The sequence below is a fragment of the Synechococcus sp. MIT S9508 genome (genome assembly GCF_047303045.1).
GTDB lineage: Bacteria > Cyanobacteriota > Cyanobacteriia > PCC-6307 > Cyanobiaceae > Synechococcus_C.
This window is the reverse complement of the sequence record NZ_CP138941.1, coordinates 98,198-111,179: the sequence shown is the minus strand read 5'-3', so window position 1 is coordinate 111,179 and position 12,982 is coordinate 98,198. Positions and strand designations below refer to the sequence as shown.

Sequence of the window (12,982 nt, the reverse complement as noted above, 5' to 3'; positions counted from 1 at the left end):
TGGTCTGCATTCGGGGGCAAAAATCGTGGCGACCGATCGCTTCTGCGTCGATTGCAGAGCGCATCAGGCTTCCTTCTTCGCTTCGTCCTTGGCGGGAGCTGTTTTCTCGTCGTTGACACTGGCGGTGCTGCCCATGCCGTACTTGCGCATGAAGCGATCCACTCGGCCCTCGGTGTCGAGAATTTTCTGGGTGCCTGTGAAGAACGGATGGTTTCCGCTCCAGACGTCCACATGGATTTCGGGCTGTGTGGAGCCAGTGGTCATGACCACTTCTCCATTGCAGATCACCTTGGCGTCGGGATACCAGGTGGGATGAATGTCGGGCTTGGGCATGACAGGGATCAGCGCTTGGAGAACTGGGGAGCTTTGCGGGCTTTCTTGAGACCGTACTTGCGACGTTCCTTAGCCCTAGGGTCACGGCTGAGGTGACCTTCCGTTTTCAGAGGCTTGCGGTTGTCGGAGGAGAGCTCGCACAGAGCCCTGGCAGCGCCCTGCTTGATGGCATCAGCCTGTCCGGTTAGACCACCACCTCTGACGTTGACGAGCACGTCGTACTCAGTGGTTAGACCCAGCGTCTGCAATGGAGCCTTGACGGCAGCGATGTATGCAGGGTTGTAGTTGAGATAGTTATCTCCAGGCCGGCCATTGATGGTGATCGTGCCGTTGCCGGGGATCAGGCGAACGCGGGCAACTGAGGTCTTACGGCGACCTGTGCCCCAGTAAACGACGGAATTAGACGTGCTCATTTGGCGGAAGCGGCGGGATCAAGCTGCAGGGGCTGAGGCTGCTGGGCGGAATGCGGATGATCGGCACCCTTGTACACCTTCAGTTTGCGGAACATCTGGCGACCCAAAGCGTTGTGGGGAAGCATGCCCTTGATGGCTTTTTCCACGATTCGCTCAGGAAGACGCTCCTGCAGATGAGCGAAGGTCTCCACCTTCATCCCACCTGGGCGTCCGGAATGCCTGCGGTACAGCTTCTGTTGCGGCTTGCTGCCACTCACCTTCACCTTGTCGGCATTGACCACAACGACGAAATCGCCGGTGTCGAGATGCGGGGTGTAGCTGGCTTTGTTCTTGCCGCGGAGCACGGAAGCTACTTCGGTCGCTAAGCGGCCGAGCGTTTGATTCTCAGCGTCAACCAGATACCACTGGCGGTCGATTGAATCGATGGAGGGGACAGAGGTCTTGTTCATCGCGCCGGCATGCCGGTTCGGTTATGCCCCGTCGCGAGCGACGAAGCTGGGCAGGGAGCTTGAGTCACGCCGTGGCGTGCTGGACAGAGCTCAAAGAACGACTCTACCTGTCGGTGGTTCCCCCACTGATCGGGTCAGTTGAGTGGAATCGACCGCTTAGGTACTGATTGGCCATGGGGGAGGTTCCGGGGGTGGGTCCTCTGAGGCCAGAAAAAACGTCGGTTGGCAATCGTACCAGCCGCCCTTGCTGAAGATGGTTTCCGGATAACCAGCGCGCAGCAGGCAGAGTCCCTGCGCTGGTGCTCCATCTTTCACTTCACTGCGGCGACGTTCTCTCCAACGGCGTTCAAAGTGCTCCGGGGTCAATCGATGCTCTCCCACAGCTACGAGCTGGCCCGTCAGCAGACGCACCATTCCATAGAGAAAACCGCTGGCTTGGATCTCAAAGTGAATCAGGTCTCCTTGACGCTGAATGGACACGTCCTGGATCGTTGTCCGTGAGTGGGATCGTCGGCTTCCTGCGCGTTGGAACGCTGCGAAGTCGTGAAGTCCCAGCAGGCCACGAAGCGCCTGTTCCATCGCCTTTTCATCGAGCCGTGTCTGATAGCGATGCCAGCTCCAGGGCGACAGAAACAGGTTCGGCCTTCGACCGTTGTAGAGGGTGTAGCGATAACGCCGATAGCTGGCGGAGTAGCAGGCGTGCCATCCAAGTGGGCGTTCCACCGCTTCTCGCACCCGGATCGAGGACGGCAAACGGCCATTGAGAGCTGGGGCCCAGCGCCTGGCTGGAATCGCTCCGCAGCTGTCGAAATGAACCACCTGGCCGGATGCATGCACGCCAGCATCCGTTCGCCCCGCTGCCACGGTCTGTATCGGCCGATGGGGGTCGAGCGCTGAGATGGCCTCGTCGAGAACCGATTGCACACTGGTGCCGTTGGGTTGACGTTGCCATCCACAAAATGAAGAACCCTCGTACTGGAGACTGAGAGCAATCCGTTTGAGACGGATGCCGACAGAATCAGCCGACGGTTTTGGGATGGTGATTTCCGTGACGCTGGAGCCGGACTTCAGACCAGTTCGATGATGGCCATCTCGGCATTGTCCCCACGACGACGAACGGTGCGGGTTATGCGGGTGTAGCCACCTTTGCGATCGCTGTAGCGATCAGGAGCTTTCTCGAACAAAGCATGCACCAGCTGCTTGTCGTAGACGTATCCCAGAACCCTGCGCCGGGAAGCAAGACTGCCCTCCTTGGCCAGTGTGATCATCCGTTCAGCTTCGTCACGCAGTGCTTTTGCACGAGCTTTGGTGGTGGTGACGCGTCCTTCGCGGATCAGCTGAGTTGTGAGGCCGCGAAGCATGGCTTTGCGTTGGTCAGCGGGGCGTCCCAGCTTTGGGACTCGGCATTGGTGGCGCATGGTTCTGAAGGGGCTGCAGTAAAGGGCGGGTAAGAGTCAGACGCTGGTGCGGCTTTGGGGGATCTGGATGCCGATCCTTTCAAGCGCTTCAATCACCTCATCAGCCGACTTGGAACCGAAGTTCTTGATCTCCAGTAGATCCTCGTAGCTGAAGCCCATCAGATCGGAAACGGAATTGACTTGAGCGCGCTTCAGACAGTTGTAGGCACGCACAGAAAGATTCAATTCCTCGAGAGGAATCTGAGCTTCAGCTGTGGGCTCAGGCTCTACCGGAACTTCTTCCACCATGGTGACGGTGGCGAGCGGTTGGAAGAGCTCGATCAGCTGGTTTGCGGACTGAGCAATGGCATCGTCAGGTGTGATCGAACCATCGGTCACCACTTCCATGCGTAGGCGCTCTCGAGCGGAACCACCCTCAGCTACTGCCGTTTCATCAATGGTGAAGTTCACCCGGTGCACGGGCATGAACACGGAGTCGATCTGAAGAAGATCGATGGCACTGGTGTCTTCGTTGTGACGATCCACTGGGCGATAGCCCACGCCGCGTTCCACATGAACCTCGAGCTCGAGGCTGTAGCCATCGCTCACCGTGGCGATCACGCGTTCACCATCCACCACCTGGACCTGGGAGGAGAACTGCAAATCGCGGGCTTTGACCGTTGCAGGGCCAGCAACCACCAGACGGCCGATCTCCAGATCGTTTGTGCGGCTGTTGACGGTGATCTGTTTGCAGTTCAGCAGAATGTCGAGCACGTCCTCCCGAACTCCCGGGATGGTCGCGTACTCGTGATTGACGCCGGCAATGCGGACTGCTGTAACCGCTGTGCCTTCAAGGTTGCCCATGAGCACACGCCGCAGGGAATTACCCAGGGTTGTGGCTTGGCCCCGCTCAAGGGGGCCGATGAGAAACACACCGGTTTGGGAGCGATCGTCAGCGATCTGATGCTCGATACGGTCGATCTGGTATTGCAACACGGTCTGAGTCGGGGGAGAGAGGGACCTGAACGGGGACGCGTTGGCTCAGACGCGCCGACGCTTGGCACGGCGGCAGCCGTTGTGAGGCAGTGGAGTGACGTCACGGATCAGCGTGATTTCCAGACCTGCAACCTGTAAAGCACGGATCGCGGTTTCACGACCTGATCCGGGGCCACGCACAAGCACTTCGATCTGGCGCATGCCCTGCTCGAGAGCTCTGCGGGCGGCTGCTTCGGCTGCAGTCTGAGCAGCAAATGGTGTGCCTTTGCGTGCACCTTTGAAACCGCTGGCACCTGCCGAAGACCAGGAGATGACTTCTCCAGTGGTATCGGTGATCGAAACAATCGTGTTGTTGAAGGTGCTTTGAATGTGGGCAACGCCGTTGGGAACGTTGCGCTTGGCCTTCTTGGGGCCTGATTTTTTGACTGTTTTGGCCATGGGCCTGGAGATGGAGGGGGCTTAAGGAACTGAAGGGTCCGAATGGGCCGTAGCGGCTTACTTCTTCTTGCCGGCCACGGTTTTGCGAGCTCCGCGACGGGTCCGCGCATTCGTGCGAGTTCGCTGTCCACGCACCGGGAGGCTCATGCGATGGCGACGACCACGTACGCAGCCGATGTCCTGCAGGCGCTTGAGTGCCATCCCCTCCTGCCTGCGCAGGTCACCCTCGATGGTGAAGGCTTCGGTGGCACCGCGCAATTTCTGCACATCACCGTCCTCTAGATCCTTCACCCTGATGTCGGGGTTGACACCAGCCTTGGAAAGGATGGTTCTGGCCCGTGTTGGGCCAATTCCGTAGATGTAGGTGAGGGCGACTTCGATCCGCTTTTCGCGGGGAATGTCGACACCAGCAATCCGTGCCACTGAGCAATTAATCGAGGTGGACAATGACTTCCTTTGCCTGGGAAGTCTTCAATTCAGGGTGGCAGGGACAGGGACCCTGCCTTGAGACAGCAGACCGAGGCTTCAGCCCTGGCGTTGCTTGTTGCGAGGGCGCTTCTTGTTGATCACGTAGATGCGACCTCTGCGCTTGACGATTTGATCGTCAGGGCTGATTTTTTTAACTGAGGAACGCACCTTCATGGGGCGAAGCTCTCCATTGTTGCAAACAGCTAACGTAACACAGCGGGTCAAGCAACAATGCTTTCAATTCGCTCAGCAATGGCGTCAACACTGCCGTTGGCTTGCACTCTGGCCAGCAGGTTCTGACTGCTGTAGTGATCAATCAGAGGGGCTGTCTGCTGCTTGTAGACCTCAAGACGGTTGCGGATCACCTCCTCGTTGTCGTCAGTACGACCGCGGCCCAGCAGTCGCTCGATCAGAACTGCATCATCCAGCTCGAGTAATACGACACTTTCAATCGCTTGATCGAGTTCCTGAAGCAGTGGCGCCAGTGCCTCGGCCTGCGCCACGTTGCGCGGAAAGCCATCCATCAGCCAGCCCTGGCCATTGAGAGCAGAGAGTTGTGCCTTGACGATTGCCAGCACCAGGCTGTCTGTGACTAACTCGCCCCGGTTCATCACGGCTTCCGCTTCCTTGCCAAGCTCACTGCCTGCGGCAACCTCAGCTCTGAGCAGATCGCCGGTAGACAGGTGCCGAAGACCGTGCTTTTCGCAGAGGCGGGCCGCTTGCGTGCCTTTGCCGGCACCGGGCGGGCCCACAAACAGAAGACGTTGTTTCATGGCGATTCTGGGTGGTTGGGGTAGACGAGGTCAGCAGGTGTTGAGGATCCACCAATGTTGTGTTGTTTCGGAGCGATTGCTCGAACGTGCCGTGTTACTGGCGCACCATTCCCTCGTAGCGCTGAGAGATCACATAGGTCTGCACCTGCTTGGCAGTGTCGATGGCAACACCCACCAGGATCAGCAGCGAGGTGGCTCCAAGTCCCTGGAACGTCTGCACATTGGTTGCTCGTTCCACGGCGGAAGGAATAATGGCGACAGCGCCGAGGAAGAGTCCGCCAAGCAGGGTGAGTCTGTTTTTCACACCTTCGAGGTAATTCGCTGTTGCTGTTCCAGGCCTAACGCCTGGGATTGCCACCCCTCCGCGCTTGAGATTGCTGGCGACATCCACCGGGTTAAAGGTCAGGGACGCATAGAAATAGGAGAAGCCGAGAATCAGGGAGAAGAACACCAGGGCATAAGGCCATGGATTCGAGCTGCCTGGATTCAGGGCAGTGGCTGCTCTGATCAGAAAAGGGTTCTGGCTGAAGTTGGCAATCGTGATCGGCAGAAAAATCAGTGCCGAGGCAAAGATGATCGGCATCACGCCGCCGGCGTTGAGCTTCAAAGGCAGGTAGCTCTGGCGATTAGGCAAGACGGCTCCGCCGCCTACCTGACGCTTTGCACTGACGATCGGAAGCCGGCGTTGTCCTTCCTGCACAAAGATGATTCCCACGATCGTGACCAGGAACACCAGAACCAGGATCACGATTCCGAACACGTCGTTGCGATCGCCGGTTTGGGCCTTCTCAATCGTGGAGCCGAGAGCCTGAGGCAAGGTGGCCACGATGTTCAGGAAGATCACGAGTGAGGCGCCCTGGCCAATGCCTCGTTCTGTGATCACTTCACTCAGCCACATCACAATCATCGATCCGGTGACCAGCGCGAGTGCCGTCTGCACCACAAACACAGCAACTGGAAGTCCCTCCACGGCGTAAGGGCGCAGGATCATGGCGAACACCACGCTCTGAATCAGACCCCAGCCAAGTGCGACATAGCGCGTGATCTGAGCGAGTTTGCGACGACCCGCTTCTCCCTCATTTTTTTGCAGGTCCTCCAGTTGCGGAAGGGAGGCTGTGAGCAGCTGAAGGATGATCGATGCATTGATGAACGGCAGGATCCCGAGAGCGAAGATGCCCAGGGTGGAGATGCCGCCACCAGTGAAGATGTCGAGGAAACCAATCAGCTGTCCACCCTGTTGGATGAACTGTTCAAAAGCGACACGGTCAATGCCTGGCATCGGGATGTAGATGCCAAGACGCACCAGCATCAACAGTCCCAGAGTTGTCAGAACCCTGCCTCTCAGCTCAGGGTTTTGAACCAGCTGGGTGATGACTTCAGTGGCGCTGGGATTTCGTCCTCGACTGACGAGCATGAAACAGAGATTGGGTGATTGAGCTTGATGCAGCAAAGCCGTCCGCGGATGATGATCCGGCGGACGGCTCAGACGTTAGATCTGTGGAGGTCGATCGACGGATCTCAGTCCAACAGTTCGCAGGTGCCACCGGCTGCTTCGATTTTGGTTCGTGCTGATGCCGTGAAAGCGGCGGCCTGAACCGTGAGCTTTGCTTTGAGTTCCCCGTTGCCGAGGATTTTCAGCGGGTGCTTGGGGCTGGTGACAACACCATCCTTGACCAGTGAGTCGAGGTTGACGGTGCTGCCGGCCTTGAGCTCATTCAGTGCTGAAACATTCACAACGGTGAAGTGTTTGGGATTCACCAATGTGAAGTGCTTCAGCTTGGGCACGCGCCTGTAAAGGGGCATCTGGCCACCTTCAAAACCTGGGCGGGTCGGCCGGCCGGAACGGGATTTCTGGCCGCGCATGCCGAAGCCGCAGCTCGCGCCCTGGCCAGCGGCAATGCCGCGACCCTTGCGCAGTTTGCGGCGTCGGGCGCCTTTGTTGGGCTTTAGGGAATCAAGTCGGAAAGTCATGTGGGGAATCAGGAATAGATCTGCTCGAGGGAGATCCCCCGTTCCTTGGCGGTCTCCTTGTGGGTGCGGAGACTTTCGAGAGCCACCATGGCGGCCCGGGCGTTGTTCAGAGGAGTCTTGCTGCCCAGTCGCTTGGCCAGCACGTTTTTGATGCCGGCAAGCTCGAGAACTGTGCGAATTGAGCCGCCTGCAATCACACCGGTACCGGGAGCTGCGGGGCGAATCAACACGCTGGCTGCACCATCGCGACCGTTGGAGAGGGTCGGAATGGAGTTGTGACGTGTCAGAGGCACCTTGACGAGATGCTTCTTGCCGTCAGCGACACCTTTGCGGACGGCACCGATCACGTCGCCGGCCTTGCCGACGCCGACGCCGACCTGACCGCGCTCGTTTCCGACAACAACAATGGCTCGGAAGCTCATCTTCTTGCCGCCTTTCACGGTCTTGGACACGCGGCGGATCTGGACAACCCGCTCTTGCCACTCGGAGTCACGCTCCTGGTTGCGTCGGTCACCACGGCGTCCGCCACGGCGATCACCACGGTCGCGACCTCCTCCACGGCGTTGCTCCTGCTGCTGGCCTTCAGCTGCAGCAGGAACATCAGCCGCCGAGGGCACGTCGTTGGGATTGGTCTGGGGGTTGGAATCGGTCATGTTGAGAGCAGGATCAGAACTGAAGGCCCGCTTCCCGGGCGGCGTCGGCAAGGGCTTTCACCCGGCCGTGATACAGGTTGCCGCCGCGATCGAAGACCACCTGTTGGATGCCCTTGGCAAGGGCGCGTTTGGCCACCAGTTCACCGACGGCTACGGAAGCATTGCAGTCGTTGCCATGGGCCTTGAGGCTAGTGCGCAGGTCCTTGTCAACTGTCGACGCTGAGCAGAGTGTGCTCTGGGCGTCATCGTCAATGACCTGGGCATAGATGTGGCTGTTGGAGCGGAACACGGCCAGGCGGGGTTTGCCGGCGGTGCCGCTGAGGTGACGACGCAGGCGTCGATGACGCTTCTGGGTCTGTTGTTTGCGGGAGAGGGTCGACATGGTGGGTAAAGAAGAACGGCGTCTAGTAGTGGATTACTTTTTGCCCGACTTGCCTGCCTTGCGGAGGATCCATTCGCCCTCGTACCGGATTCCTTTGCCCTTGTAGGGCTCGGGCGGACGGATGGCGCGAATTTTGGCGGCTTCATTACCCACCAATTCCTTGTCGATCCCCGACACAGTCACCTTGGTGTTGTTCTCAACTTTGAAGGTGATGCCGTCAGGAGCTGCAACCTCGACGGGGTGACTGTAACCAGCGGAGACGACCAGGGTGGTGCCTTTCACCTGTGCCCTGGAGCCAACACCGATGATTTCCAGACTTTTGCTGAAACCGCTCTCGACGCCAACAATCATGTTGTTAACGAGAGCGCGGCACAGGCCATGGCGCTCGCGGGAGGTGCGTTTGCTGCTGGTGGGAGACAGCACGATGGTGTTTTCCACCTGATCAATGCTCACGCCCTCAGGCAGGGTGCGTTTGAGTTCGCCCTTTGGTCCCTTCACCGTGACAGCGAGTCCGTTGAGGCTCACGGTCACCTTTTCAGGGATGGGGATGGGGGCTTTACCGATACGTGACATGGTTTTGGCTCCAGATCAAAGGACGTAGCAGAGCACTTCACCGCCCACGCCCTGCTTACGGGCATCGCGGTCGCTCATGACACCCTTGGAGGTGGAGATGATCGCCACCCCCAGTCCGCCGAGGACCTTGGGAAGGCCGCGGGTGTTCTTGTAGATGCGCAGACCAGGCTTGCTCACCCGCTGCATGGAGCGGATGGTGGGTTGGCGGTTCTTGCCGCTGTACTTCAGTTCCAGCACCAAGTTGGTGTGGACTCCCTCGCCTTCCTCGCTGATCTCGGCGATGAAGCCTTCCTGCTGCAGCACTTTGGCGATGCTGCGAGACATGCGGGAGGCAGGTACTTTCGTGCTCTGGTGACGTTTCTCACTCGCATTGCGAATGCGGGTGAGCATGTCGGAAATAGGGTCGTGATTGGCCATAGTGGTTTCCGAGGAGGGCTCAGTTGCTGCGGAACGGCATTCCCATCTCGCGGAGGAGGGACCGGCCCTCTTCATCCGAACGGGCAGTGGTCACGATGGTGATGTCCATGCCCCTGATGGCGTCGATCTTGTCGAAGGAGATCTCAGGGAAGATGATCTGCTCTCTCACCCCCAGGGTGTAATTGCCACGTCCGTCGAAGCTTTTGGGGCTGACGCCACGGAAGTCACGGATGCGGGGCAGTGCCAGGTTGATCAGTCGCTCAAGGAAGGCGTACATGCGATCGCCGCGCAGAGTCACGGCACAGCCGATCGGCATGCCCTCGCGGATCTTGAAGCTCGCGATGGCTTTCTTGGCTCGGGTCACCACCACTTTCTGGCCGGTGATCTGAGCAAGTTCGTTCACCGAGGCTTCTAGCGCCTTGGCATTCGCGGCAGCTTCGCCAAGTCCTCGGTTCACGGTGACTTTGACCACCTTGGGGACTTCATGGACATTGGAGAGACTTAGATCTTTCAGCAATTTGGGCTGAATGGTCTCCCTGTAGCGCTGTTTCAGTGACATGGCTGGGGAATGGGACTTCTGGGCTTGGTCAGAAGGCGGATCGAGGTGATCAGTCGATCACCTCGCCGGTTTTCTTGAGGCGGCGCTTTTTGCTGCCGTCCTTCTCAGTGATCAGCTCGACTCGGCTGGTCACCTTCTTGTCTGTGGAGTAGATCATCACGTTGGAGGCATGCAGTGAAGCCTCTTCAGTGACGATCCGACCGCTTTCACCCTCCTGAGTGGGTTTGACGTGGCGGGTGCGCATATTGACGCCCTCCACGATCACGCGGTTTTCATTGGGCAGGGTGCGCAGGACCTCTCCGGTCTTGCCCTTGTCCTTGCCGGTGATCACCTGAACGGTGTCGCCTTTGCGCAGACGCATCTTGATGCGCTTCGCTGCGGCGGATTTCGGAGTTGCAGTTGCCATCTCAGATCACCTCCGGAGCGAGGGAGACGATTTTGGTGAAGTTCCGGTCGCGCAGTTCGCGTGCCACAGGTCCAAAGACACGTGTGCCCTTGGGGTTTTTGTCGTCGTTAATGATGACGGCAGCATTGTCGTCAAACCGGATGGAGTTACCGGTGTCACGACGCAGTGTGGCTTTGGTGCGGACCACCACGGCCTTGATCACATCGGACTTTTTCACGCCCATGTTGGGCATGGCGTCCTTCACGGTGGCCACGATGACGTCGCCCACATGGGCGTAGCGACGATTGCTTCCCAGCACGCGGATGCACTGGATGCGCTTGGCTCCGCTGTTGTCAGCAACGGTGAGAAAAGATTCCTGCTGAATCATTTGTTGACCTCCTCAGCCTTCGGGCTGTGGCTGAGCACCTCAGCGATGGCCCAGCGCTTGTGACGGCTGAGTGGACGGGTCTCGGTGATGCGAACACGGTCACCAACGCGAACAGTGTTGTTTTCGTCGTGAGCTTTGTAACGGGTGGTACGGCTGACCGTCTTTTGGTAGATGGGGTGGGGAAAGCGGTTTTCCACCGCAACCACCACCGTTTTGTCCATCTTGTCGCTGACGACGGTGCCGACCCTTTCCTTGAGTGCCATAGGTATGTAGCGAAGGATCAGGAGGCGGTGGAGCTAAGGCGCTCCTTCTGCACCGTCAGCAGTTGGGCCAGCTTGGTGCGGCTCTGCTTGAAGCGGTGGGTGTTGGCCAGCTGCCTTGTGGCTTGCTGGAAGCGCAGATCGAACAGCTCGCGGCGGAGACTGACGATTTGCTCTGTGAGGTCTGCGTCGGAGAGCTGACGCAGTTCGGAGGCGTTGGGACGGGCCATGGTCAGGACTCCACGGTGGCGGCAGCAGCGGCCGGAGCTTGCGCACCGGATGCCTGCTCCTGTTCATCGAGAGTGATGAACTTGGTCTTCACAGGAAGCTTGTATTGCGCGAGGCGCATGGCTTCCTTGGCGATTTCGGGGGTGATTTCTTCACCACCCATCTCGAACAGGATCCTGCCCGGCTTGATCACCGCCACCCAGAATTCTGGGTTGCCCTTACCTGAACCCATTCGGGTTTCGGCAGCGCGCATGGTGACCGGTTTGTCAGGGAAAATCCTGATCCAGATTTTTCCGCCACGCTTGACGTAGCGGGTCATGGCACGACGGCTGGCCTCGATCTGGCGCGAGGTGATCCAGCCGCATTCCTGTGCCTGCAGAGCGAACTGACCGAAGGCGATGGTGTTGCCACGAGTGGCGACACCGCGCATGCGGCCGCGTTGCTGCTTACGGAATTTGACGCGTTTTGGACTCAGCATGGTTCAGGCCTCCTGTTCAACCCTCGTTGGAGCGGTCTTCGAACTGTTGGGGCCTGCGACCGGCCCGACGCCGCGGGGTTGCCCCCACTGGCAGCTGTTGCTGGGCTTCGTCGCCCAGCACTTCGCCTTTAAACACCCAGACCTTGATGCCGAGAACCCCATAGGTGGTGCTGGCGACCTTGGTGGCGTAGTCGATGTCAGCGCGAAGGGTGTGCAGAGGCACCCGACCTTCACGCGTCCACTCGGTACGAGCGATCTCAGCACCATTCAGGCGTCCTGAAACCTGGATTTTCAGGCCAAGAACACCCGCTCGCTGTGCTCGCTGCACGGCCATGCGGATCGTGCGACGGAACGCCACACGTTTCTCAAGTTGCTGAGCTATGTATTCGGCAAGTAGGAAAGCGTCGGCGTCGACACGCTCGACCTCGACCACATTGATCCGAACCTGACGGTTCAGATCACCGACGGTTTTCTGGATGCCGGAGCGCAGCTCTTCGATGCCACTGCCCTGGCGTCCAACCAACACGCCGGGGCGTGCGGTTTTCAGCTCAACTTCGAGCTGATCGGCCTTGCGGGCGATCAGCACATCACTGATACCGGCGGAGCCGTATTTCTTGTGGATGAACTTGCGAATCCGATCGTCCTCCTGAAGGAGGCTCGGATAGCTCTTGCCGGGTGCGTACCAGCGTGACCGGTGCTCCTGGGTAATCCCCAGGCGTAAGCCGGTTGGATGGATTTTGTGTCCCATCAGTCGGGGTGCTCGGGGGTCAGGATTCGGTCTGGGGTGCCACAGCAATGCTGATGTGGCAGGTCTGCTTTTTGATCGCGAAAGCGCGACCTTGGGCACGGGGGCGGTAGCGCTTCATGGATGGACCCATGTCTGCGCTGGCCTGGGAGATCACCAGGGTTGAAGGGTCAAGTCCGAGGTTGTGCTCGGCATTGGCCACTGCAGAACGCAGAACCTTGGTGATGGGACCCGTGGAGCGGTAAGGCATGAACTCGAGCATGATCAACGCATCGCGATAACTGCGACCGCGGATCTGATCGAGAACCCGCCGGACCTTGGACACGGAGCCGCGGATGAAGCGACCGTGGGCTTGGGCGGTAGTTGCCGTTGGGGATGACGTTGTCATGGTCTCAGCGGCCTCCTTTCTTGTCTTTGATGTGGCCTTTAAAGGTGCGGGTGGGGGCGAATTCGCCAAGCTTGTGGCCCACCATCTGTTCGGTCACGAAGACCGGCACGTGGGTGCGGCCGTTGTGAACCGCGATTGTGTGGCCGATCATCATCGGCAGGATCGTGGAAGCCCTAGACCACGTTTTGATCACCGATTTGTCATCGGCGGCGTTTTGCTTTTCAACCTTGCGAAGCAGGCTGTCGGCAATGAAGGGGCCTTTTTTAAGTGAACGTCCCATGGCGGATT

At 58.9% G+C, this 12,982-nt stretch carries 25 protein-coding genes; all 25 read right to left on the bottom strand.

Annotated features, from left to right (window positions below; translation table 11 throughout):
* Nucleotides 1-63 precede the first annotated feature (63 nt).
* Nucleotides 64-333, bottom strand: coding sequence for a 50S ribosomal protein L31 (gene rpmE, locus SIB42_RS00730; RefSeq protein ID WP_067095277.1), 270 nt, complete (start codon nt 331-333; stop codon nt 64-66).
* 8 nt (nt 334-341) lie between these two features.
* Entirely contained in the window at nt 342-746 is a 405-nt protein-coding gene (rpsI, locus tag SIB42_RS00725) for a 30S ribosomal protein S9 (protein WP_066904513.1), read from the bottom strand.
* Nucleotides 743-1,195 carry a 50S ribosomal protein L13 gene (rplM, locus tag SIB42_RS00720; protein WP_067095280.1) on the bottom strand — a complete coding sequence of 151 codons (453 nt, stop codon included), beginning with the start codon at nt 1,193-1,195 and terminating at the stop codon, nt 743-745. The genes rpsI and rplM overlap by 4 nt, the downstream gene beginning before the upstream one ends.
* Nucleotides 1,196-1,351: 156 nt before the next feature.
* Nucleotides 1,352-2,239 carry a tRNA pseudouridine(38-40) synthase TruA gene (gene truA, locus SIB42_RS00715; RefSeq protein ID WP_067095283.1) on the bottom strand — a complete coding sequence of 296 codons (888 nt, stop codon included), beginning with the start codon at nt 2,237-2,239 and terminating at the stop codon, nt 1,352-1,354.
* 23 nt (nt 2,240-2,262) lie between these two features.
* The gene (gene rplQ / locus SIB42_RS00710) at nt 2,263-2,613 is read right to left on the bottom strand and encodes a 50S ribosomal protein L17 (RefSeq protein WP_067095286.1); all 351 of its coding nucleotides are present in this window, start codon (nt 2,611-2,613) and stop codon (nt 2,263-2,265) included.
* Nucleotides 2,614-2,649: 36 nt separating this feature from the next.
* Nucleotides 2,650-3,588 (bottom strand): DNA-directed RNA polymerase subunit alpha, encoded by a 939-nt coding sequence (locus SIB42_RS00705; protein WP_067095289.1) that lies wholly within the window; start codon nt 3,586-3,588, stop codon nt 2,650-2,652.
* A 45-nt stretch (nt 3,589-3,633) separates the two neighbouring features.
* Complete coding sequence (gene rpsK, locus SIB42_RS00700) at nt 3,634-4,026, bottom strand: 30S ribosomal protein S11 (protein ID WP_066904496.1); 393 nt, start codon at nt 4,024-4,026, stop codon at nt 3,634-3,636.
* Nucleotides 4,027-4,083: 57 nt separating this feature from the next.
* Nucleotides 4,084-4,449, bottom strand: coding sequence for a 30S ribosomal protein S13 (gene rpsM / locus SIB42_RS00695; RefSeq protein WP_067095292.1), 366 nt, complete (start codon nt 4,447-4,449; stop codon nt 4,084-4,086).
* A 102-nt stretch (nt 4,450-4,551) separates the two neighbouring features.
* Nucleotides 4,552-4,668 carry a 50S ribosomal protein L36 gene (rpmJ, locus tag SIB42_RS00690; RefSeq protein ID WP_066904998.1) on the bottom strand — a complete coding sequence of 39 codons (117 nt, stop codon included), beginning with the start codon at nt 4,666-4,668 and terminating at the stop codon, nt 4,552-4,554.
* 47 nt (nt 4,669-4,715) lie between these two features.
* On the bottom strand, nt 4,716-5,267 hold the full coding sequence (locus tag SIB42_RS00685) for an adenylate kinase (RefSeq protein ID WP_067095295.1): 552 nt from the start codon (nt 5,265-5,267) through the stop codon (nt 4,716-4,718).
* 94 nt (nt 5,268-5,361) lie between these two features.
* The gene (secY, locus tag SIB42_RS00680) at nt 5,362-6,681 is read right to left on the bottom strand and encodes a preprotein translocase subunit SecY (RefSeq protein ID WP_067095593.1); all 1,320 of its coding nucleotides are present in this window, start codon (nt 6,679-6,681) and stop codon (nt 5,362-5,364) included.
* 104 nt (nt 6,682-6,785) lie between these two features.
* Nucleotides 6,786-7,238 (bottom strand): 50S ribosomal protein L15, encoded by a 453-nt coding sequence (gene rplO / locus SIB42_RS00675; RefSeq protein ID WP_067095298.1) that lies wholly within the window; start codon nt 7,236-7,238, stop codon nt 6,786-6,788.
* An 8-nt stretch (nt 7,239-7,246) separates the two neighbouring features.
* Nucleotides 7,247-7,891, bottom strand: a complete 645-nt coding sequence (gene rpsE, locus SIB42_RS00670) for a 30S ribosomal protein S5 (protein ID WP_067095302.1) — start codon at nt 7,889-7,891, stop codon at nt 7,247-7,249.
* A 13-nt stretch (nt 7,892-7,904) separates the two neighbouring features.
* Nucleotides 7,905-8,273, bottom strand: a complete 369-nt coding sequence (rplR, locus tag SIB42_RS00665) for a 50S ribosomal protein L18 (RefSeq protein ID WP_067095305.1) — start codon at nt 8,271-8,273, stop codon at nt 7,905-7,907.
* Between the two features lie 33 nt (nt 8,274-8,306).
* Nucleotides 8,307-8,846 carry a 50S ribosomal protein L6 gene (gene rplF / locus SIB42_RS00660; RefSeq protein WP_067095308.1) on the bottom strand — a complete coding sequence of 180 codons (540 nt, stop codon included), beginning with the start codon at nt 8,844-8,846 and terminating at the stop codon, nt 8,307-8,309.
* 15 nt (nt 8,847-8,861) lie between these two features.
* Nucleotides 8,862-9,263, bottom strand: a complete 402-nt coding sequence (gene rpsH, locus SIB42_RS00655; RefSeq protein ID WP_066904475.1) for a 30S ribosomal protein S8 — start codon at nt 9,261-9,263, stop codon at nt 8,862-8,864.
* A 19-nt stretch (nt 9,264-9,282) separates the two neighbouring features.
* A complete protein-coding gene (gene rplE / locus SIB42_RS00650; protein WP_066904473.1) occupies nt 9,283-9,822 on the bottom strand; it encodes a 50S ribosomal protein L5 in 540 nt (179 codons plus the stop codon).
* A gap of 49 nt (nt 9,823-9,871) precedes the next feature.
* Nucleotides 9,872-10,228 (bottom strand): 50S ribosomal protein L24, encoded by a 357-nt coding sequence (gene rplX / locus SIB42_RS00645; RefSeq protein ID WP_067095313.1) that lies wholly within the window; start codon nt 10,226-10,228, stop codon nt 9,872-9,874.
* A gap of 1 nt (nt 10,229) precedes the next feature.
* On the bottom strand, nt 10,230-10,595 hold the full coding sequence (rplN, locus tag SIB42_RS00640; protein WP_066904467.1) for a 50S ribosomal protein L14: 366 nt from the start codon (nt 10,593-10,595) through the stop codon (nt 10,230-10,232).
* Entirely contained in the window at nt 10,592-10,858 is a 267-nt protein-coding gene (gene rpsQ, locus SIB42_RS00635; protein WP_066904462.1) for a 30S ribosomal protein S17, read from the bottom strand. Before rpsQ ends, rplN begins: the two co-directional genes overlap by 4 nt.
* Before the next feature lie 17 nt (nt 10,859-10,875).
* Nucleotides 10,876-11,085 (bottom strand): 50S ribosomal protein L29, encoded by a 210-nt coding sequence (rpmC, locus tag SIB42_RS00630; protein WP_067095316.1) that lies wholly within the window; start codon nt 11,083-11,085, stop codon nt 10,876-10,878.
* A gap of 2 nt (nt 11,086-11,087) precedes the next feature.
* Entirely contained in the window at nt 11,088-11,561 is a 474-nt protein-coding gene (gene rplP, locus SIB42_RS00625; RefSeq protein WP_067095319.1) for a 50S ribosomal protein L16, read from the bottom strand.
* A 16-nt stretch (nt 11,562-11,577) separates the two neighbouring features.
* The gene (gene rpsC, locus SIB42_RS00620; RefSeq protein ID WP_067095322.1) at nt 11,578-12,309 is read right to left on the bottom strand and encodes a 30S ribosomal protein S3; all 732 of its coding nucleotides are present in this window, start codon (nt 12,307-12,309) and stop codon (nt 11,578-11,580) included.
* 19 nt (nt 12,310-12,328) lie between these two features.
* Nucleotides 12,329-12,694 (bottom strand): 50S ribosomal protein L22, encoded by a 366-nt coding sequence (gene rplV, locus SIB42_RS00615; protein WP_067095325.1) that lies wholly within the window; start codon nt 12,692-12,694, stop codon nt 12,329-12,331.
* A 4-nt stretch (nt 12,695-12,698) separates the two neighbouring features.
* On the bottom strand, nt 12,699-12,974 hold the full coding sequence (gene rpsS, locus SIB42_RS00610) for a 30S ribosomal protein S19 (RefSeq protein WP_006854824.1): 276 nt from the start codon (nt 12,972-12,974) through the stop codon (nt 12,699-12,701).
* Nucleotides 12,975-12,982 lie beyond the last annotated feature (8 nt).